Here is a 20,448-nt window from a genome sequence, read left to right as displayed (position 1 = left end):
AATAATAATTTATTTAAATTGTAATGTTAATTTTTATTAAATTAGCCACCTAATTTTAATTTAACTGAGTATGAAAAAACTTTTACTAACGTGCATGTTAGCTCTCAGCGTTGGAGTATATGCACAGGTAGGACCACCTACTGCGGTAAATCCAAATGCTAACAATGGTTATGGATTTTCGCAAACATCTGGTACCTACACGCCGCTTTCGGCAAATCGAACTGTTTGGCAGTCTGGATCTGCCCTTTCCACTGATGGTATTTCTAGTTTGGTAACAATACCATCTTTTAAGTATAATGGGAAGACTTACAATTCTGTCTATATTAGCAACAATGGGTTTGTTACTTTTGGAGCAACGTCTAGTTTAGCTTCAACTACGACAGGTCTTTCCACTGATTCGTCTGCTCCAAATACCATAGAAGGTGCAATAGCAGGTTTTTCTGCCAATTTAGTAAATGCTAATACTACAACTTCCGAAATTGCTTATGAAACAGTTGGTTCTAAATTTGTAGTACAATTTACAGATCTTAAAGTAAGCGGAGGTTCTTCTTCTCAATTACTTAATTTTCAGATTCAATTAGATTCGTCAAATAATTCTATTGCTATTGTTTATGGAACTTGTGCTTCGGGAAGTGCAACTGCAACAGGACAGGTTGGATTAAAGGGAGCGGAAGCATCTGATCTTAATAATAGGACCGGGGCAGATTGGACCTCAACAGCAGTTGGTACATCAACAACTTCTACAGTAACATTTGGAACTACTGGAGGAGTTACGATACCAGCATCTGGACTAACGTTTAATTATAGCCCAGGAACTTGGTTAGCTGCTCCAACTACCTATGCAACCATTCCTTTTACCGAAAATTTTTCTAACTGGGTAAATGGTAACTCTACTGCAGACTTGCCAAATGCAACCTATTGGAGAACTTGGCCTTCAAGAGGTGATAATTCTTGGAGAGCGAGTGATATTACCGATAGTGGTTTTACAAGTGCTTCAGGATGGAGTGGTGTTGGAGGATCTTCAACAGTTTCTGCACCTGCAGTAACACCAGCTGCCAGATTCCATTCTTATAACTGCTTATATGTATCTGGATACATGGATTTATACGTAAATCTTTCGGGAAATTCTGGCGATAGACTTTTAACATTTAATTACCTTAATACTTCAGGAACTGATATTTTACAAGTTCAATTATCTACGGATGGCGGAAATACTTTTACGAATATTGGTTCTTCTATAGGAGTTCAGGATACGTGGGCTACCAAAGATTTTGTTTTACCTTCGGTAAGTAGTACTGCGATTTTAAGATTTTTGGCAACTGGAGATAATGGTGGCAGTGATATCTATGTGGATAATGTAAATATATCAATAAATACCACTCCTCCTGCATGTACAACTATTACAGCTCCTCTTAATAATGCTACTGGAGTTGCTCTTGCTCCTACAATAAGTTGGACTTCATCTGTTGGGACAACTTCTTACAAAATAAATCTTGGAACGACTCCTGGAGGTACTGATATTCTTAATAGTTTTGATGTGGGTAATGTAATTACTTATACAATACCTAGTACAACTCCATTATTGTATGGTAAATTATACTATGTAAAAGTTTTACCAAGCAATTCATATGGTACAGCTATAGGATGTACAGAATTTTCTTTTACAACTAAAAACTTAAATTGTCCTTCTGTAAGTGCGCCTTCATCTTCTGCTACAAATGTTTCGCTTACTCCAACTTTTACATGGACAGCTGTAACTGATGCTACAGGTTATAAGTTAACAATAGGTACAACTCCAGGTGGTAATAATATTCTTAATGCTTTCGATTTGGGGAATGTTACAACATATACATTGCCAACATCTTTAACTATTGGGACAAAGTATTATTATACCTTAAATGCTTATAATTCTTATAATTCTTCATTAAGTTGTACGGAAAGAAGCTTTACTACAGCTGGTTGTGCAACAGTAAGTGCTCCTGCTTCAGCTGCAACTGGGGTATCTTTAACGCCAACATTTACTTGGGCTGCTGTTACAGGAGTTACAGGTTATAAATTAAATATTGGAACTACATCTGGAGGAACTGATGTTTTAAATGCATTCGATGTAGGTAACGTAACAACTTATACCTTGCCAAATTCTTTGGCTCTAGGAACAAAATACTATTATACTTTAAATAGCTACAATAGTACAAGTACTACTCCCGGTTGTTCTGAAAGAACATTTACTACTTTAACGGCTTGTCCAAGTGTAAGTGCTCCTGCTTCAGCAGCAACAGGAGTTTCTGTTACTCCTACTTTTACGTGGGCAGCGAGTGCTAATGCAACTGGATATAAGATTACAATTGGAACTACTTCTGGTGGTAATGATGTTTTAAATGCTTTTGATGTAGGTAATGTTCTTACTTATACTTTACCAACGCCTTTAAATAATGGTTTAAAATATTTTTATACAATTAATGGATATAATGCAACAAGTACCTCTTTAGGATGTTCTGAAAGGAATTTCACAACTGTAGTTACTTGTTTTGTTCCTACTGCTTTGGCAATAACTCCTTCAAGTGTTACAACGTCTGGAGCTACTGCAACTTGGACTGCTCCTTCTACAGTTCCATCTAATGGATATGAGGTGTATTATAGTTCTTCGAGTACAGCACCGACATTTACAACTCCTTTAAATGCGACAAACTCAGTAACCTCTTTAACAACTTCAGCCCCAATAAGTGGATTATCTCCTTCTACAGCATATTACGTTTGGGTAAGATCGGTGTGTAATGGTCCTGATAGAAGTTCTTGGACTTCAGTAGCAACTTTTGTAACATTATGTCAACCTCCAGCTTTGCTTTCTACTACAGGAACAACGGTTTGTCCTGGTAATACAGCAACTCTTTCAGCAACTGCAGAAAGTGGAGCTACTATCACATGGTATGATGCAGCGACTGCAGGTACAGTTTTAGGTACGGGATTAACATATACTACGCCAGTTTTATCAACGACTACTAATTATTATGCTTCAGCTAAATCTAATGGAGTGTCAGGTGATGTAGGTCCTGTAAATCCAAGTGCATTATCAAGCATCAGTGCAACAAGTTATGATGTTACAACATACTATCAAATATTCGATGTTACCGTACCAACCACTTTAGTAAGTATTGATGTATTTCCTACAGCTGCTGTAGGAGCTAATTCTGCAATCGAAATTCGTAATAGTGCAGGTGTAACATTAATTAATATTCCTTATACCGTTACAGTGACTGGAGGTAATACTGCACAGACAATTGTGTTAAATTACCCATTATCTGTAGGTACAGGGTATAGAATTGGTCAGGGAACAGGTGTGGCAATTAATTTAAATAGAAATACGGAGGGTGCTAATTACCCATACACATCATCTGCAATTAACGTAACTGGTAATAATTTCAGTTTAGGAACAAATTACTGGTATTATATATATAATTGGAAATTCTCAAGTTCTTGTGAAGGTCCAAGACAAATGGTTACAGCTACTGTTAGTTCTGTAGGATGTTTAGGTACTTCTGAAGCTGTTGCTAAAGAAAGTATTCAAGTATATCCAAACCCATTTACTGATGTGTTGAATATTTCAGACATTAAAAATGTGAAATCTATTTCTGTGATGGATGTTGCTGGAAGATTGGTAAAATCTTTCGAAAAACCAACAGCTAATCTTCAGTTAAGCGAATTGAGTTCTGGAATGTATTTGGTTGTTCTTCATATGAATGACGGTACTAAGCAAACTGTAAAAGCAATTAAAAAATAATTTTTAAAGTTATTATACTAAAGGTGGTCTGAGAAGGCCACCTTTTTTATTGTAAAATGTAGATATTTTTATGATTTTAAATTTTTATTAATAAAAAAATATTTTTTTTATTTTTTATTGTTGACTTCATTGTTATTTTATAATTTTATTAAATAATTCAAAAAAAATTTATATGAAGAAAATTTTATTATTAAGTCAAATACTTTTTGGAGTATTTATGATGGCTCAGGTGTCATACACACAAGACTGGACAGCTTCTGGTCTTAATGGCTGGACCTCTTCTCAAAAATTGTTTGGAGATGTTTTTGAGGATATAACAGATCCTTCCGAAATTTGTGGTTCATCTGGTGGAACTATTAGAGGAGAAAGATATTATGGGAACGCTGGGCAGTTAACTTCCCCTCAGATGACTGGAAATAATCAGGGGCAAATAACAATGTCTTTTGATTATAAGGTATTGGATTATTCATGGTCAGGTCCTGGTAGTCCAACAGCATCTAACCTAATTGGAAGTATATCTGTAGAATATGCATCGAGTTTATCAGGACCTTGGACAGCTGTTTATACAATCGATGAAAATAATCACACAGAAAGCGCATCATGTGCTACAAAGACATTTACATTTATACCTCCAAATTCAGCAACTTTTTATGTGAGGTTTAATGTAATTTCTGATAATTCAGGAGATTCATTTTATTATTTCGATAATGTAGCAATTTCACAATCTGCTCCCCCAACATGTTTGCAACCATCAGGAATTGCGGCATCAAATATTTCTTCATCTAATGCACTATTATCGTGGACTGCACCTTCAACAGTTCCTGCGAATGGATATGAAGTTTATTATAGTACTTCATCAACATTTCCTACAAGTACAATTGTATTAAATGCAACCAATTCGGTAACATCTAATACCACATCTGCAAATTTGCCTAATTTGGTTGCTAATAGTACTTATTATGTATGGGTTAGATCTGTATGTTCTACTTCAGATAAGGGTTATTGGATAGGAGCTCTTACCTTTAATACTCCTTGTGTTTCAACTACTATTCCTTATGCTCAAAATTTTGATGGTGTTACTGCTCCATCATTACCAAGTTGTACTACTGCGGTAAATTATGGATTAGGAAATATTTGGAAAACGCAAGATATATCTCAATCTTCTACTGTACCAGCTGGTTTCAATGGTAATGTTCTAAATTATTCATATAATTCGAATGAACCAGCAGATACTTGGTTTTTTACACAGGGAATCAATTTAACAGCTGGTGTTAATTACAGAATAAAATATAAGTTTTCTAATGCCACTGGCTATCAATATAACGAAAAAATGAAAGTAGCTTACGGAAGTACAAATAACGCTGCCGGAATGACTAATCTGCTTAGAGATTATCCTAGTGTAATTGGCGGTGTTATTACCAATGATTTTGTAGATTTTACTCCAGCTACAACAGGGGTTTATTATTTTGGCTTTCAGGCATATTCGGACGAAGATATGAATCAGATATATTTAGATGATATTAATATTGATCTTAAGCCGGCATGTTCGGAGCCATCATCTTCCTCAATTACAAATTTAACATACAATACAGCTACTTTAAACTGGTCATCAGTATCTCCTGTACCAGGAGTTGGTTATGAGTACTATGTTTCAACAGTGAATACAGCTCCAACAGCAGGAACAGTTACATCGGCAACATCTGTTAATTTACCATCTGTAGTAGCAAATACAACCTATTATTATTGGATAAGAACTAACTGTACAACTACATCTAATAGTAATTGGATAACAGGTACATTTAAAACACCTCCTGTAAATGATAATTGTTCAAATGCAACTACTTTAACTCCTGGAGCTAATTTTGCTCAGAATTCTGTTGTAGGAACCACTGTTGGTGCTACTCTTACGAGTGATGCTACTGCAACAACAACTTGTCAAACCATACGATATGCGGACACTTGGTATAAAGTTGTTGTCCCGGCAAGTGGTAGTATTACTATAGAAACAAATTCAGATGCAGGATCTTCAGTTACCGATACAGTTCTTGGAGTATATTCCGGATCGTGTGGATCTCTCGTAGAAATTGGTTGTGATGACGATAGCTCAGACGATGGATCGTTTTCTAAACTTAGTTTAACATCTGCTAATTCTATTACTCCTGGAGAAACACTCTTAATTGGAGTTTGGAATTACAGTGCTACTAACAACGGAACTTTCAAAGTTTCTGCTTATGATGCGAGTTTATCAACATCAGAAGTTGTTAAGACTAAAAACGATATTAAAGTATATCCAAACCCGTTTACTGATGTATTGAATATTTCAGACATTAAAAATATAAAATCTATTTCTGTGATGGATGTTGCTGGAAGATTGGTGAAATCTTTCGAAAAACCAACAGCTAATCTTCAGTTAAGCGAATTGAATGCTGGAATGTATTTGGTTGTTCTTCATATGAATGACGGTACTAAGCAAACTGTAAAAGCAATCAAGAAATAATTTTTAAACATTCTTTTTGAATATTATAATAGGAGCGGGAGAAATTCTGCTCCTATTTTTTGTGTCTTAATCATAAGAAATATTTTTTCTTAAACTGAAATCATTCTGATATTTCACACAAGAAAAAAAACTGATATATTTGTTATAAAAGAGTAAATTATCATGGAAAATGTATTCGATGCAAAAGATGCACAGAATTATATCAACAGAATCAATAATTTAATTGAAGATACTCATGGGTTGTGGGGGAGAATGACTGTCGACCAGATGTTGGCACATTGTTGTGTATCCTACGAAATGATCTACGAACCCGAAAAACATAAAAAGCCGGGTACAGTTGCTAAATTTATACTGAAAACTTTTGTGAAATCTAAGGTTGTAAGCGAAAAATCTTATACGAAAGATTCTCCGACCGCTCCCCAATTTATAATTAAAGAGAGAAAGAATTTTGATGATGAAAAGAAAAGACTGATTGGATATATCCAAAAAACCCAACAATTGGGAGCTACAGCGTTTGAAGATAAAGAATCTTTCTCTTTCGGCAGATTATCGTCAAAAGAATGGAATAATATGCTTGCGAAACATCTCAATCATCATTTAAGTCAATTTGGAGTGTAATTTTACAGTAATTTTATGAAGAGGAAAATATTTCTTTTATTACTGTTCATTGCTCAGTTCCTATTTTCCCAAATGCCGAATATTTCCAATGTTTGGCAGAATAATTCTAATCCTTACATAGGTACAATTGGCAACAAAAACCAGCCGATTAAGTTGAAAATTACTATTTCGGAACAGAATAAGAAAAACGATCAGGAATATTTTGTTTCCGGCTACTCTTTGGTAGATTTAAATTATACAAAATTTGAAGGTAAGTTTACCATTACCCCAATATAAAGACGGTAGAAAAAGAGGATTAGTGTTCGGAAATTACGAATTGGCAGAAGAAAATAAAGGAAAACATTCTGGTGTTTTCTCCGGTAAATTCACCTTTGCCTTTCGCTGGAATAATGCAACCGAAAAAATCGAAAATCAGACTATTGATTTAGTGGGAAACTGGAAGAGTTATGATGGAGATTTAAATCTTAAAACTAAACTTAAAAATCAGTAAGAATATGAAATTAGGTGCATTTTCTATTAGTTTGAGTGTGAAAGACCTCTTGAAATCTAAAGAGTTTTATGAAATACTCGGCTTTAAAGAAATGGGTGGAAGCGTAGAGCAAAACTATCTTATAATGAAGAACGGAACCACACTTATCGGGCTTTTTCAGGCAATGTTTGATGGGAATATGCTCACTTTCAATCCGGGTTGGGATGAAAATGCGCAAAACTTGGAAATTTTTGATGATGTAAGAGAAATTCAGAAACATTTGAAAAATAATAAAGTAGAATTGCAAAAAGAAGCAGACGAAAACTCTTCTGGACCGGAACATATTTATCTTAAAGATCCCGACGGAAATATGATTCTTATAGACCAGCACAGATAGAAATATTGTAAATTTTAATCTAAAAACATTTAAACAGTAATAAACTATGGCAACAGTAAATGTATATATTACTTTCAATGGAAACTGCAGACAGGCTTTTGAATTTTATCAGTCAGTTTTTGGCGGAGAAATTCCATACATGGGAACTTTCGGCGAAATGCCTGCATCAGACGGTAAAAAATTACCGGAAGAAGATAAAAACAGAATTATGCATGTTTGTTTACCGATTTCTAAAGAAACCATGTTGATGGGAAGCGATATTATGGGAGATTATCCTTTTAAAGAAGGAAATAACTATGCGATTTCTATTAATGCAGAATCTAAGGGGGAAGCAAACAGGCTTTTTGAAGGTCTTTCGGATGAAGGAATTGTAACCATGCCTTTGCAAGACACTTTTTGGGGAGCTTATTTTGGAATGTTTACAGACAAATTTGGAATCCAATGGATGGTTAATTATGATGATCCTGAAAAAATGCAACAACATCCTTAAAATTATAAACCGGTTATTGCCGGTTTTTTTAGTTAAATAAAGTCTGAAATTTATATTTTGATTGATAGATAATTATTATTAATTTTGTAATTAATGATAGTTATTTTAAATTATTAAATATGAAGGCTTATCGCAGAGTAATTGTTGTTGTATTATGTTTCTTGAGTATTTCAGTTTTTGCACAGAAAAACGAATTGGGAGCTTGGTATATGTATTTCGGAAATAATAAAATTAGTGATAGATTTAATTTTCATAATGAAATTCAGTACAGAAATTTCGATGCAGGAACAGATTTAGAACAATTATTAATACGTACTGGGATTGGGTACGATCTTACTGAGAATAATAATAATGTCTTGGTAGGATATGGTTTTGTTTTGAGTAAACCCTACATCAATGGAGAAAAATCCGAAAATATTGAGCATAGACTATTTCAGCAATATATTACAAAACAAAAATTCGGAAGAGTTTTTCTTCAGCATCGTTATCGTTTAGAAGAGCGTTTTTTACAGGATGATTTCAGAATGAGGTTCCGTTATTTGCTTGGGATTAATATTCCCATTAACAATAAAGAAATGTTGCCTAAAACATGGTATGCTTCGGCATATAATGAGATTTTCCTGCATTTCAACAGCCCTGTTTTCGATAGAAACCGCGTTTATGGAGCAGTTGGCTTTGTGATTAATAAAAACATGCGTATTGAAGCCGGTTATATGAACCAAATTCAGGAAAATAAAAACCGCGGGCAAATACAGATTGGTTTTTATAATAATATACCTTTTACAAAAAATTAAAGTAAAAATACTTTTATTCGGTCTTTATAAGCAGAGCTTTATAATAAATTCTTAATTATTTTTTTAACTTAATACATAAAAAACGAATGATTCACAATTATGTCATTTTATCCATTGTAGTATTGTTGGCGGTGATGATTTTGGTAATGATCGGGCAAAAGCTTAAAGTTGCATATCCTATATTTTTGGTTATTGCAGGGCTTTTAATAAGTTTAGTTCCCGGTATGCCACATATCGAAATAGAGCCAGATTTGGTTTTTCTTATTTTTCTTCCTCCCATTTTATTTGAAGCGGCATGGTTTACTTCTTGGCAGGATTTTCGGAAATGGAAAAAGCAGATTTTTTCTATGGCATTTGGATTGGTTTTTCTTACCTCCATCGTCGTAGCTTATCTGTCATCATCAATTATACCGGGACTTACTGTGGCGATGGGATTTCTTTTAGGAGGAGTAAATTCTCCGCCAGATGCTGTAGCGGCAACTTCTGTACTGAAGCACATGAAAATTCCAAAAAAAATTACCAGTGTGTTAGAAGGGGAAAGTTTAATTAACGATGCTTCGAGTTTAATTGTTTTTAAATTTGCTTTGGCGGCAGTTATTTCTGGACAGTTTATCTTTGCTGATGCTGCTAAAGACTTCTTTATGATGGCAGTTGGTGGAGTAGCAGTTGGTATTGCTTGCGGTTTTGTTTTTGGATTTTTTCTAAGATACATTCCTTCTAATTCTAATATAGATACAGTTATTACTCTTATTGTACCGTATATAATGTATGTAGGTGCAGAACATTTCCATTTTTCCGGTGTTTTATCGGTTGTTGCAGGTGGGTTGTTAATGTCATATAATTCTCACTGTTATATGAGTCATACCACGAGAATTCAGGCAGGAAATGTCTGGAATGTTCTTATTTTCCTAATGAATACCATTATTTTTATCCTTATCGGACTAGAATTACCGGTGGTTGTAGCGGGAATGAAAGATTATACGATTTCTGAAGGTATTATCTATAGTGTTGTTATCGGAGGAGCAATAGTTTTTACCAGAATTTTTTACAGTTATGCAGTGGCTTATCTGCCTTGGCTGTGTTCGAAAGATTATAGACTGAAGTTTCCAAAACCAGATTGGCGGGAACCTTTTATCATTAGTTTTGCGGCAATGAGAGGGGTAGTTTCTTTGGCTGCAGCACTTTCAATTCCGGCTTTTTTACCGAATGGTGAGGCTTTTCCACATAGAAATATTATCCTTTTTGTCACTTTTGTTATCATTCTTATTACTTTGGTGGGACAAGGCTTAATGCTTTCACCTATTTTAAAACTTTTAAAAATTAAAGATGTACAAAGCGATATTCCGGAGGAAAAACAAGAAGTTATACTTTGGAGAAAGCTTAAAGAAACGGCTTTACATACATTAGAGAACGATTATACTCAGTTAATAGAAACCAACAGCTTGGTTCGTCATCAAAAACGTAAACTTGAAAATGAAATGATGATGATGGCAGATAAAACGCAATGCATGGCTTCTACGGAAAATTTCTCTTCCTCTCTTCATGAGAGTAAGGATGTTCTTCGTCAGGTAATTCAGGCACAGAGAAACGAACTTCATAGAATGAAACGCGAAAAAATATTTGATGATCAAGTCTTACGGGGTATAGAAATGCAGCTCGATTTTGATGAAGCTAAAATTACAGGATTTACCCATTAATGAACTGAGAATGAAAGTAAATTCTTTAACTCCGGTATTGTGGACTGAAAAATTTGAAGAAACGATTCAGTTTTATACTCATGTTTTGAAATTTTCTTTAAAAAACCAAAATTCAGATTGGAATTGGGCTGTTTTGGAGAAAGATGAAATTCAAATCATGATTTCTTTGCCCAATTCTCATGAAAAGAAAAGGGAAATATGTTTTTCCGGATCTTTTTATTTTAATATTGAAAATATTCAGTCTTTTTGGGATTCTTTGAAGTTTACAGCAAAAATTTGTTATGAACTCGAAGTTTTCGATTGGGGAATGAGAGAATTTGCCATTTACGATAACAACGGATATATCCTTCAGTTTGGCGAATCTGTACAAGAAATTAGCAGAGAGGAATAAATTTTGTTATTTTTGAAAAAAATTTCGATAAAAACAATGAAAAATAAATTAATAGCAGGTTTTGCAGCATTATTACTGATTGTTTCTTGTAAAAATGACGAAAAAATCCTCACTTCTCTTGCAGACTATAATACAGGAATGGAGCAGAAAGGATATCATTTTGGCGATAAACTTACTTTGCCGCAAGAAGTTATAGATAATGCAGAAAGTATTACCATAAGTTTTGGAGAAAAAGAAACGAACAATCTTGTAATTGATCCCAAGTATTTTACATTAGGTGATAATGCGGTTACGTTTAATGTGAAAACAAAAGGTGGGGAAACATTGTATCAGGATGCAACCATCAATGTTTACAGCAAATCTCCGGAAACTACGCTTAATTATGAAGTTGTTGCAGAATATCCTCATGATCCTAAAAATTTTGTACAGGGTTTTCAGTTAGACGGAAATACCATCTATGAAAGCGACGGGCAAAATGGTTCTTCACAAATTCTTACTTATCAGTTGGGAAATACAACTCCGGTTTTAAGCACCAAACAGCCTGAAGATGTTTTCTCTGAAGGAAGTACCATTGCGGGAGACAAAGTTTATCAGCTTACATGGAAAAACAAAAAAGGATTTGTTTATGATAAGAAAACTTTGAAATTATTGTCAGAATTCGATTATCCAAGTGTTTTAGGAGAAGGATGGGGACTTACTTATGACGGCAAAAACCTTATTGCTTCAGATGGTTCCAAAAATCTTTATTTTCTGGATGTTAATAATCCATCTAAATTGGTAAGATACATTTCGGTAGCGGGAAATACAAGTGTTTACGATCAGCTAAACGAGTTAGAATATTACAAAGGATTTATTTACGCTAATGTGTGGCATAAACCAATTATTCTGAAAATAAATCCTGCAAACGGAGAAGTTGTAGGTAAGTTCGATTTTTCTAAATTGGCAGATCCTTTCACAGATGTAGATTCTGAACATGTACTGAACGGTATTGCCTTTAAAGGAGATAATATGCTGGTTACCGGTAAAAATTGGTCTAAAATTTATGAAGTTGCTTTAAAGTAGTTAAAAAACCTTCAGAATTTTATTACAATAAATAAAAAATGTAAATTGGTAGCGTTCCTTTTCGGGACGCTATCTTATTAAAGAAGATTTGAGAATATTATCATTTTTACTTATTCTTTTTTTCTGTTCCGTTTCGGCTCAGAAAGTTTTGCCTTTCGACAGCTTGAAACTCAGCGAAGTTAGAGATATGTTTGCCGATGATTACGGAAGCATCTATTTGTACAAAAACAAAGATTTTAGTTTTACCAAATACGATTCTCTCGGGAAACAGTTGGGTAAAATGATGTTTACCGTTCCTTTCAAAGTTCAGGGAGTGCAGAATCCTCTCAGCGTTGCACTTTTTTCTGAAAATGCTCAGGAAATGAAATTTGTAGACCAGAATCTTAACGAAATTCAGAAATTAGATTTTAAACAGAAATTCGGTTTTGTGAAACATGCCTATGCAGAAGATCTTCAGCAGGTTTGGGTACTCGATGAAAGTACAAAGAGAATGCTGCAGTATAATTTCAGAAACGATACCACCATCAATTCTTTTCCTTATAGTGTAAATGTAGATGATCTCATAGATTTACTTGTTTATGAAAGTAAGGTTTATATTTTATCTAAGGATACATTTCGTGTTTTCAGTTTAAAGTTCGAAAAACTATTTGAAGCGCCTGTTGTTAACGCAAAAAGATTTCGCAGAGAAAACGAAAATATTATGGTGATTACCAATACCGCTGTTTTTACCTATGTTCAGGATAAAGAACTTTCGAAATTATTTGAGGATCCTGCAACGCAGATTGTGGATAAAAACTCTTTGGCTTATTTTGAAGTAAAAGGCAACAAACTCTATCTTTACACTCTTGAAAATCTTCGGAAATTGAAGCCGGAAAAAACTCTTGAACAACTGGAAAAGAAAAAAATAGAATTGCAGAAAGAGATAGAAAGGCTGGAAAAAGAAAAATCTGAAAAAGGAGATATTATAAAAATAATAGATGAAATTTCCAGAGTAGAATCTTTGGGTATTTAATTAGAAAAAACTTCATACAAAAATATGCACATTGCTGTTACAGGTAACATTGGAGCCGGAAAAACCACACTTACTACCATGCTTTCTAAACATTACGGTTGGGATGCACAGTTCGAAGACGTAGATCATAATCCTTATCTGGAAGATTTTTATGCAGATATGAATAAGTGGAGTTTTGCTTTACAGATTTATTTTTTGGGAAGCAGATTCCGTCAGGTAAAAGAAATTCGCGAGAGCGGAAAAAATATTATTCAGGATCGTACAATTTATGAAGACGCTCATATTTTTGCAGAAAATCTTAATGATATGAAACTTCTTTCAGACAGAGATTTCAGCAATTATGCTTCGCTTTTCGATTTAATGAAAACTTTTGTTTCGGCACCCGATTTGCTTATTTACCTTAAGTCTGATGTTCCTAATCTTGTAAAAAAAATCTATAAAAGAGGAAGAGAGTATGAAGCTTCTATCAGCATAGAATATTTATCTAAACTCAACCAAAAATACGAGAAATGGATTTCTAACTATACCGAAGGCAAACTTCTGATTATTGAAGTAGATGATCTGGACTTTGTAGAAAAACCTGAAGATTTTGGTTTTATTCTCGAGAAAATAGATGCGGAACTCAACGGATTATTTTAAATCTAGTATATTATGATAAAGGTCTTACACAACAGTAACTGCTCCAAATCCAATGCTGTTTTAGAATATTTGGATGAAAATGGTGTTCAGTTTGAAATTATTGATATTGTGAAAGATCCTTTAACCGTTCTGGAGCTTAAAACAATTCTCAAAAAACTCAATCAGCCAGTAGAAAATATGGTTCGTAAAAATGAAAAGCTTTATCTTGAAAAATATGCAGGTAAAGAATTTTCTGAAGACGAATGGTTAGAAATTTTGGCAGAAAACCCTTCTCTTATCCAAAGACCTATTCTTATTAAAGGTTCTGTGGCAATGATTGGCAGACCGGTAGAAAATGTAAAGTTCTTTATTGAAGGTTAATTATAGATAATTCAATTCAAAATATTTAAAAACAGCTCTTTAAAAAAGGAGTTGTTTTTTTATAATTCTAATGTTCTACATTTGTAGAATAATATTATTTTTCTATTTTTACTAAAAATATTAACTGATGAAAATTCATAAAATTTTATCTGCATTTATGCTGATCTGTTTGTTTTCTTGCAATCAAAAAATAAATCAGTACATCAAAATTCCGGGAAAAGCCCAGCAAAGACACGGGAAATGGGTTGAGCATTATCCTGCAATAGAGGGAGAAATGACAGCGTCCGGAAGATATAGAAATGGTGAAAAAATTGGAGTTTGGAAAACAATTTATCAAAACAAACTATACCAAAAAGATGTAACTCGAAATAATGTTACCAAAACAAAAGTGCATCATCCAAACGGAAAAATAATGGAAAAAGGAATCTCTAAAGTAGATATTTCCACAAATGAACGCCACTGGTATTATTTCGGAGACTGGAAGTATTATGATGAGCAAGGAAATCTGAAATACATTAAGAAATACGATAAAGGGAAAAAAGTTGATAGTCTTTCTTTTACAAAATAATTTTTAAACTCATCATCTGCAAAATCGTTATATTTGCACACAAATTTAGAGGATGTTGTATATCATCATCAAAGCATTGCATATTGTTTTTATGGTAAGTTATTTTGCGGGGATTTTTTACCTCGTAAGAATTTTTGTTTACTATAAAGATACAGATGCATTTCAGGACGAAAAAAAGAAAATCCTTAGAGAACAGTATGCTTTTATGGCTCGGAGACTTTGGAATATTATCACCGTTCCTGCAGGGATAATCATGACGGTTTGCGGTCTTACAATGATTTTTCTGAATTTTGGTCTGATGAAAATGCCTTGGTTTCATCTTAAGCTCACTTTTTTGATCGGACTTGCCATTTACCATTACTGGTGCTGGAAAAAAGTAAAACAAATAGTTGCTTTGAACGGAAATACTCTACAGACACCCAACTTAAAACTAAGACAGGCAAATGAAGTTGCTACTTTTATTTTGTTCTTAGTGGTTTTTACGGTAATATTAAAATCTCAGGTAATTGAATATTGGTGGCAATTAATTACAGGATTTTTCGTTTTGGTATTTCTTATTATGATGACTGTAAAATTGGTGAATAAAGGAAAAAATAAAAATTAATAACAGATATTACGGTAAATGAGGAGCTGTAACCATCTATTTACCTTCTAAAACTTTTGAATATTACATGATTGCAATTTTAAAAAAAGAACTTTGGAGTTATTTCGGTAACTGGAGCGCATGGGTAATCATTGCAGCTTTCAGTCTGATTACTACACTGTTTTTGTTTTTTTTCGAAAATGATTCTAATATTTTCGATATTGGTCTGGCTTCGTTGCAGAGTTACTTCGTTTTGGTTCCGTGGCTTTTGATGTTCATCATCCCTGCATTATCTATGAAAACTTTTGCGGAAGAACAACAGACGGGAACATTAAACTGGCTTTTTTCTCAACCTATCAAAATTTCCGATTTGGTTTTTGGGAAGTTTTTCTCGGTATGGATCGTCGGAATTTTATGTCTTATTCCATCGGTAATTTATTATTATACGGTATTTGTTCTCGGTGTTCCGGAAGGAAATATCGACAGCGGTATGACTTTAGGAAGTTATTTTGGGCTCATTATTCTTATTGCAGCATTTGCAGGAGTAGGAATTTTAGCATCTTCTCTTTCACAAAACCAGATTATGGCTTATTTGCTTGGAGTTTTTATGTGCTTCATTATGTATTTCGGAATTGAGCAGTTAGCCAGCTACAAACTTTTGGGTGGAGCAGATTATATCTTGCAGAACCTTGGGTTTTACAGTCATTTTTTAGCATTTACACGCGGTTTAATTGATTTCAGAGATGTTGCATATTTCGTTTTTGTCATCGGTTTGAGCTTAGCTTTGTCTAATCATTTTATTACCAAAAAGAAGTAAGAGCATGAAGAAGATCAACTTGAAATCTCCATTCGGAATTTTACTTATCATTATTTTGCCTTTGGCAATAATCATGATGTTTTCCGGAATACGATTAGATTTAACAAAAGAGAAAAGATATACACTTTCAGAAAGTACAGTAAAGGTTTTAGAATCTGTAAAGAAACCTTTAACTGTTGAGGTTTATCTGGAAGGAGATTTTCCGGCAAGTTTTAAGCAGCTTCAGAGCGAGACAAAATTTATGCTGGAAGAATTCAGAAAAATTAATCCTAAAATAGATTATAAGTTTATAGATCCCATCAAAACCAAAATGTCTCAGGATACTTTAATGGCGATGGGAATGCAGCCTTCTATTCTTCCCGATGTTCAGGATGGTAAAGTTACCCAGATTCGTCTTTTTCCGTATGCTGTCATAAAATACAATAGAAAAGGTGTTTCTATACCTTTGGTGGTAGAACAGGCAAATATTAACGCAGACGAACAGCTTAGAAAATCTATAGAAAATTTAGAATACAATCTGGTTTCAAATATAAAATCTGTTTCAGAAAATAAAAGAAAAAAAGTTGGTATTCTCGTAAATCAGGATGAGTTGGGTCCAAGAGAATTCGAAGGATTTATGCATCTTGCCTTAGAAAATTACGATGCAGGTCCTGTTGTTCCAAAAAATAATGTAGAATTAACTTTGGCAGATCTTCCTCTTTTGAAAAAAATGGATGCCTTAGTAATTGCCAAGCCTAGAAAAGCTTTTACAGACGGTGAAAAAGTTATTTTGGATCAGTTTATTATGAACGGTGGAAAAACGCTTTGGATGATCGATGCAGTAAATGCTGAAATGGATACTTTAACAAGATCCAAAAAAGTAATGCCTTTCCCTGTGGATATCAATATGACCGATTTTTTCTTTAATTATGGTTTAAGAATCAATCCGGCTCTGGTAAAAGATGTGAAAAAATATGCACTTTTAAAACTGGTTACCGGTGAAGTAGGAGGAAATGCACAATATACAAATCTTCCGTGGCCGTATTTTCCTTTGGGAATTGCAGAACATGACCATCCGATTACGAAAAATATTAATCCTGTAAAACTGGAATTTCCAACATCAATAGATACTTTGGGTGGAAGAAAGTTTAAAACCCATGTTTTGTTTGAATCCAGTGAAAGAACTTTATTAAAGCAGGTTCCCAACTATGTTGAGCTGAAAGAAATTGCAAGTGTAGACAGCCTTGGGCAAATGGAAAAGCCAAGTACTCCGAAGATTTTTGCGGTTGCTTTGGAAGGGAAATTCAGTTCTGCTTATGCATCAAGAATCGAAAGAAAATCTTATCCGGGATTCAAAGCTACAAGTCCGGAAAATAAAATGATTGTTATTGCAGATGGAGATGTCGGTAGAAATAAAGTGATTAAAGGGCAACCTTTGCCTTTGGGTGTAGATATGTTAACCGACGAGCAGTTTGGTAATGAACAGTTTCTTCGAAATTCATTAGATTATCTTTTGGATGACAGCAATATTATGGATCTCAGAAACCGAAATATTGAGGAACGACTTCTAGACCGACACAGAATAAGCGAAGAACGATCAAAATGGCAATATCTTAATTTGCTTCTGCCATTAGCGATTATTGGTCTTTTGGGAGGATTATTCTTCTGGTTGAGAAAGAAAAAGTTTGGTTAAAATAATAAAAAAGAGATACTGTGAGGTTTCTCTTTTTTTTGTTCAAAAAGCATATTTTAAATTGTTAAAATTTTATAAATGGAAGTCTGTTTTTTTTTCAAAACAAAACTTTTTTGTATCATTGAACACGAAAACCCACAGAATGAACTGTTCTTTTCTTAAATGGAATTTATATATCATAAAATTCAGTAAATGAAAAATCTTATCCTAAGTCAATGAGTTCAAGAATAAATTTTCGGAGGTTTGCAAAATAAAATGAACAAAAAATATTCAATAATAAATTAAAATTTTAAAAAATGAAAAAATTTGGAGTAATTGCTTTAGCAGGATTAGGTTTGCTTTTGTCATCTTGTGGCGATAAAAAAGCAGAAAATGCAACAACATCTCAGGAGCAGACAGTAGCAGAAAAAAGCGGTGATGTTTTTGCAGTAGACGCTGCGGCATCTAAAGTAGACTGGAAAGCCTTCCACAAAGGAGGTTTTGCACCACGTTGGGGAACTCTTAATGTAAGTACAGGAGAGCTTACTGTAGCAGAAAATAATCTGGCTTCCGGTGAATTTGTAATCGATATGAAATCTTTAAAAGTAGATCCTGCATCTGTAACCGAAAAAGACAAAAAATATACAGAGCTTGAAGCTCACCTTAAAAATGCAGATTTCTTTGATGTTGAAAAATTTCCTACTGCAGACTTTAAAATTACCAAAGTTGAAGATTTAGCAGCAGGTGCTACAAAAGCTGTAGAAGGAGCAAACAAAACAATCAGCGGAAATCTTACATTATTAGGTAAAACAATGAATGTAACATTCCCTGCAAAAGTAGAAATTGTAGAAAATTCTGCTTCTCTTAAAGCTATGTTTACTGTAAACCGTGCAGATTGGGGTATTAAATTCGGAACAGATGAAACTGATCCAGCAGAATGGATGATCAGCAAAGATATCGAGATTAACGTTGATGTTAAAGCTGGTAAAAAATAATTCAGTTGATATTTTCACTGAAAAAAGACATCTGCTTTTGCAGATGTCTTTTTTTATGATGGTTTAAATTTTCAAATCTTTTTTTATTTGATGAAATTTATACATCTTTTATAAAGTCTTCATATTCATAATAAAACCGTTCGAAACCGTCCATTTTTTCAACGAAAAATTCGAAAATTTCCTGCCATGTATTTTTATTGAAAACAGAAACATCATGTTTTTCTACCCAAATCCGGCTAATTACTTTTCCGTTTTCTAATGTATAGTATTCGTCTTTAAAAAAATCTCCTACAAAATCTTTAAGTATATCCTCTAAAGACCAGATTTTCTCATAATAAGCATTTCGGAAAATTTCATCTTTCATTTCTATGTCTATAGAAACTTCTGCTTTCTTTTTATCTGCATAAAATTTGAACGAGAAATCTTTAATCTTCGTGTCATATAAAATCCATTTTCTTGGAAACGATTTTCCAAATGCGATCCAAAATTCTTTTTTTAACTGTTGGGCTTCCTGCTTACTGAACATAATACAAAGATAATATTTTATAAAGAAGACCTATTGCAGTTAAAGTTCTGAAACTGTAAAATATCCTAACTTTTTATTATTTTTGCTGTAATGCTTTCAAAAAAATCTCAATATGCCTTTAAAGCACTTTCGTATCTTGTAGAAAAGAGAAATGAAGGTCCTGTTCTTATTTCTGAAATTGCGGAAAACAAAAAAATTCCGCTAAAATTTTTAGAGAATATACTTCTTCAGCTTAAAAAAGCAGAAATTTTAGACAGTAAAAAAGGGAAAGGCGGGGGATATTTCTTCAGAGAAAATCCGGGAGAAGTTAATTTGGCTAAAATTATAAGACTGGTGAATGGTCCTATCGCCTTACTGCCTTGTGTAAGTCTTAATTTTTACGAAAAATGTGAAAACTGCACAGAAGATCATTGCGGTTTGCACGATGTTTTAATTGAAGTAAGGGATGCTTCGCTTAAAATCTTGGAAGAAAAAACACTTTTGGATTTGGTTGGGTAATCTCTTTCAGCTGTGATCTCCCAAACCGTTATTTTTCAGTAGTTCTGCGAGTACTTTTTTGGCTCTCATTACACGGACTTTGGTATTGGCTACAGAAATTCCCAATTCTTCGGCGATTTCTTTAATACTTTTTTCTTCAAAAAATCTCAAACGGATAATATCCCGATAATTTGAGTCTAAAGATTCTATAGTTTTAATGATTTTTTTCTGTTCCTCTTCCGATATCATCAGTTCTTCAGGGGATTTGGCAAACTGATTTTTTACTTCTTCCAGATTTTCCGTTGTATTTTGGTTTTCTCTGGATTTTCTTCTCCAGAAATCAATAATAGTGTTTTGGGCAATCGTTAATATCCAGGTTTTGAATTGAAAATGAGCATCAAACATATCCAGTTTAGACAAGACTTTAGAAAATACATTTACAGTAATTTCGTCTGCATCATTTTCGTCCTGTACTTTCTTCATCACAAAAGAAAAAACATCTACCCAAAAAATATTAATGAGCTGCGTTTGTGCCTTTTGATCTTTTTCTATTGCCTTTTGGATAAGTGGAAATAGCTGTTCGTTTTTCATATGTAAACCTAAAAACTTAAAATTATGCTTTTAAAA

The 20,448-nt window shown here is 33.6% G+C and carries 22 protein-coding genes; 20 read left to right on the top strand and 2 right to left on the bottom strand.

The genetic code is table 11. From position 1 onward, the window contains the following. Window positions 1-70 precede the first annotated feature (70 nt). The 19 genes from MTP08_RS08600 to MTP08_RS08510 all read left to right on the top strand — a co-directional run bounded on the left by MTP08_RS08600 (window position 71) and on the right by MTP08_RS08510 (window position 18,818). Window positions 71-3,778 carry an Ig-like domain-containing protein gene (locus MTP08_RS08600; protein ID WP_243575636.1) on the top strand — a complete coding sequence of 1,236 codons (3,708 nt, stop codon included), beginning with the start codon at window positions 71-73 and terminating at the stop codon, window positions 3,776-3,778. Between the two features lie 172 nt (window positions 3,779-3,950). Next, on the top strand, window positions 3,951-6,275 hold the full coding sequence (locus tag MTP08_RS08595; protein WP_243575635.1) for a T9SS-dependent choice-of-anchor J family protein: 2,325 nt from the start codon (window positions 3,951-3,953) through the stop codon (window positions 6,273-6,275). 162 nt (window positions 6,276-6,437) lie between these two features. Beyond that, entirely contained in the window at window positions 6,438-6,893 is a 456-nt protein-coding gene (locus MTP08_RS08590) for a DUF1569 domain-containing protein (protein WP_243575634.1), read from the top strand. 15 nt (window positions 6,894-6,908) lie between these two features. Next, on the top strand, window positions 6,909-7,169 hold the full coding sequence (locus tag MTP08_RS08585) for a hypothetical protein (protein WP_243575633.1): 261 nt from the start codon (window positions 6,909-6,911) through the stop codon (window positions 7,167-7,169). Next, window positions 7,138-7,383, top strand: coding sequence for a hypothetical protein (locus MTP08_RS08580; protein WP_243575632.1), 246 nt, complete (start codon window positions 7,138-7,140; stop codon window positions 7,381-7,383). Before MTP08_RS08585 ends, MTP08_RS08580 begins: the two co-directional genes overlap by 32 nt. Before the next feature lie 4 nt (window positions 7,384-7,387). After that, a complete protein-coding gene (locus MTP08_RS08575) occupies window positions 7,388-7,759 on the top strand; it encodes a VOC family protein (RefSeq protein ID WP_243575631.1) in 372 nt (123 codons plus the stop codon). Window positions 7,760-7,805: 46 nt separating this feature from the next. Beyond that, complete coding sequence (locus MTP08_RS08570; protein ID WP_243575630.1) at window positions 7,806-8,249, top strand: VOC family protein; 444 nt, start codon at window positions 7,806-7,808, stop codon at window positions 8,247-8,249. A 119-nt stretch (window positions 8,250-8,368) separates the two neighbouring features. After that, on the top strand, window positions 8,369-9,043 hold the full coding sequence (locus MTP08_RS08565) for a DUF2490 domain-containing protein (RefSeq protein WP_243575629.1): 675 nt from the start codon (window positions 8,369-8,371) through the stop codon (window positions 9,041-9,043). 86 nt (window positions 9,044-9,129) lie between these two features. Beyond that, window positions 9,130-10,740, top strand: a complete 1,611-nt coding sequence (locus tag MTP08_RS08560) for a Na+/H+ antiporter (RefSeq protein ID WP_243575628.1) — start codon at window positions 9,130-9,132, stop codon at window positions 10,738-10,740. After that, the gene (locus MTP08_RS08555; protein ID WP_243575627.1) at window positions 10,709-11,131 is read left to right on the top strand and encodes a VOC family protein; all 423 of its coding nucleotides are present in this window, start codon (window positions 10,709-10,711) and stop codon (window positions 11,129-11,131) included. The genes MTP08_RS08560 and MTP08_RS08555 overlap by 32 nt, the downstream gene beginning before the upstream one ends. Window positions 11,132-11,167: 36 nt before the next feature. Next, window positions 11,168-12,193, top strand: a complete 1,026-nt coding sequence (locus tag MTP08_RS08550; protein ID WP_243575626.1) for a glutaminyl-peptide cyclotransferase — start codon at window positions 11,168-11,170, stop codon at window positions 12,191-12,193. 88 nt (window positions 12,194-12,281) lie between these two features. Next, window positions 12,282-13,205 (top strand): hypothetical protein, encoded by a 924-nt coding sequence (locus MTP08_RS08545; protein ID WP_243575625.1) that lies wholly within the window; start codon window positions 12,282-12,284, stop codon window positions 13,203-13,205. A 24-nt stretch (window positions 13,206-13,229) separates the two neighbouring features. Then, entirely contained in the window at window positions 13,230-13,844 is a 615-nt protein-coding gene (locus MTP08_RS08540) for a deoxynucleoside kinase (RefSeq protein ID WP_209389387.1), read from the top strand. Window positions 13,845-13,856: 12 nt separating this feature from the next. Further along, window positions 13,857-14,204 (top strand): arsenate reductase family protein, encoded by a 348-nt coding sequence (locus MTP08_RS08535; RefSeq protein ID WP_243575624.1) that lies wholly within the window; start codon window positions 13,857-13,859, stop codon window positions 14,202-14,204. A gap of 127 nt (window positions 14,205-14,331) precedes the next feature. After that, window positions 14,332-14,772 (top strand): toxin-antitoxin system YwqK family antitoxin, encoded by a 441-nt coding sequence (locus MTP08_RS08530; RefSeq protein WP_243575623.1) that lies wholly within the window; start codon window positions 14,332-14,334, stop codon window positions 14,770-14,772. Window positions 14,773-14,824: 52 nt separating this feature from the next. Continuing rightward, complete coding sequence (locus tag MTP08_RS08525) at window positions 14,825-15,376, top strand: CopD family protein (protein WP_243575622.1); 552 nt, start codon at window positions 14,825-14,827, stop codon at window positions 15,374-15,376. A 67-nt stretch (window positions 15,377-15,443) separates the two neighbouring features. Further along, entirely contained in the window at window positions 15,444-16,172 is a 729-nt protein-coding gene (locus MTP08_RS08520; RefSeq protein ID WP_209389665.1) for an ABC transporter permease subunit, read from the top strand. A 4-nt stretch (window positions 16,173-16,176) separates the two neighbouring features. Next, on the top strand, window positions 16,177-17,844 hold the full coding sequence (gldG, locus tag MTP08_RS08515; RefSeq protein WP_243575621.1) for a gliding motility-associated ABC transporter substrate-binding protein GldG: 1,668 nt from the start codon (window positions 16,177-16,179) through the stop codon (window positions 17,842-17,844). Between the two features lie 296 nt (window positions 17,845-18,140). After that, on the top strand, window positions 18,141-18,818 hold the full coding sequence (locus MTP08_RS08510; protein WP_243575620.1) for a YceI family protein: 678 nt from the start codon (window positions 18,141-18,143) through the stop codon (window positions 18,816-18,818). Between the two features lie 97 nt (window positions 18,819-18,915). Here the strand turns inward: MTP08_RS08510 and MTP08_RS08505 are convergent, their stop codons facing one another. Next, complete coding sequence (locus MTP08_RS08505) at window positions 18,916-19,344, bottom strand: DUF4268 domain-containing protein (protein WP_243575619.1); 429 nt, start codon at window positions 19,342-19,344, stop codon at window positions 18,916-18,918. A gap of 90 nt (window positions 19,345-19,434) precedes the next feature. On the opposite strand from MTP08_RS08505, the gene MTP08_RS08500 reads away from it, so the two are divergent. Next, window positions 19,435-19,842, top strand: coding sequence for an RrF2 family transcriptional regulator (locus MTP08_RS08500; protein WP_243575618.1), 408 nt, complete (start codon window positions 19,435-19,437; stop codon window positions 19,840-19,842). Window positions 19,843-19,848: 6 nt separating this feature from the next. On the opposite strand, the gene MTP08_RS08495 is transcribed toward MTP08_RS08500, so the two are convergent. Next, on the bottom strand, window positions 19,849-20,412 hold the full coding sequence (locus tag MTP08_RS08495; protein WP_243575617.1) for an RNA polymerase sigma factor: 564 nt from the start codon (window positions 20,410-20,412) through the stop codon (window positions 19,849-19,851). Window positions 20,413-20,448: the final 36 nt, after the last annotated feature.

This window comes from Chryseobacterium oryzae, from assembly GCF_022811665.1.
Lineage (GTDB): Bacteria > Bacteroidota > Bacteroidia > Flavobacteriales > Weeksellaceae > Chryseobacterium > Chryseobacterium oryzae.
The sequence above is the reverse complement of the archived record's forward strand: the minus strand, read 5'-3'. Positions and strand labels throughout refer to the sequence as shown.

Coding starts and splice junctions, on each gene's coding strand:
- MTP08_RS08560 (WP_243575628.1), top strand. CDS start 9,130: ATGATTCACAATTATGTCATTTTATCCATTGTAGTATTGTTGGCGGTG.
- gldG (WP_243575621.1), top strand. CDS start 16,177: ATGAAGAAGATCAACTTGAAATCTCCATTCGGAATTTTACTTATCATT.
- MTP08_RS08565 (WP_243575629.1), top strand. CDS start 8,369: ATGAAGGCTTATCGCAGAGTAATTGTTGTTGTATTATGTTTCTTGAGT.
- MTP08_RS08530 (WP_243575623.1), top strand. CDS start 14,332: ATGAAAATTCATAAAATTTTATCTGCATTTATGCTGATCTGTTTGTTT.
- MTP08_RS08535 (WP_243575624.1), top strand. CDS start 13,857: ATGATAAAGGTCTTACACAACAGTAACTGCTCCAAATCCAATGCTGTT.
- MTP08_RS08540 (WP_209389387.1), top strand. CDS start 13,230: ATGCACATTGCTGTTACAGGTAACATTGGAGCCGGAAAAACCACACTT.
- MTP08_RS08520 (WP_209389665.1), top strand. CDS start 15,444: ATGATTGCAATTTTAAAAAAAGAACTTTGGAGTTATTTCGGTAACTGG.
- MTP08_RS08550 (WP_243575626.1), top strand. CDS start 11,168: ATGAAAAATAAATTAATAGCAGGTTTTGCAGCATTATTACTGATTGTT.
- MTP08_RS08505 (WP_243575619.1), bottom strand. CDS start 19,344: ATGTTCAGTAAGCAGGAAGCCCAACAGTTAAAAAAAGAATTTTGGATC.
- MTP08_RS08595 (WP_243575635.1), top strand. CDS start 3,951: ATGAAGAAAATTTTATTATTAAGTCAAATACTTTTTGGAGTATTTATG.
- MTP08_RS08495 (WP_243575617.1), bottom strand. CDS start 20,412: ATGAAAAACGAACAGCTATTTCCACTTATCCAAAAGGCAATAGAAAAA.
- MTP08_RS08570 (WP_243575630.1), top strand. CDS start 7,806: ATGGCAACAGTAAATGTATATATTACTTTCAATGGAAACTGCAGACAG.
- MTP08_RS08590 (WP_243575634.1), top strand. CDS start 6,438: ATGGAAAATGTATTCGATGCAAAAGATGCACAGAATTATATCAACAGA.
- MTP08_RS08575 (WP_243575631.1), top strand. CDS start 7,388: ATGAAATTAGGTGCATTTTCTATTAGTTTGAGTGTGAAAGACCTCTTG.
- MTP08_RS08600 (WP_243575636.1), top strand. CDS start 71: ATGAAAAAACTTTTACTAACGTGCATGTTAGCTCTCAGCGTTGGAGTA.
- MTP08_RS08525 (WP_243575622.1), top strand. CDS start 14,825: ATGTTGTATATCATCATCAAAGCATTGCATATTGTTTTTATGGTAAGT.
- MTP08_RS08585 (WP_243575633.1), top strand. CDS start 6,909: ATGAAGAGGAAAATATTTCTTTTATTACTGTTCATTGCTCAGTTCCTA.
- MTP08_RS08510 (WP_243575620.1), top strand. CDS start 18,141: ATGAAAAAATTTGGAGTAATTGCTTTAGCAGGATTAGGTTTGCTTTTG.
- MTP08_RS08555 (WP_243575627.1), top strand. CDS start 10,709: ATGAAGCTAAAATTACAGGATTTACCCATTAATGAACTGAGAATGAAA.
- MTP08_RS08500 (WP_243575618.1), top strand. CDS start 19,435: ATGCTTTCAAAAAAATCTCAATATGCCTTTAAAGCACTTTCGTATCTT.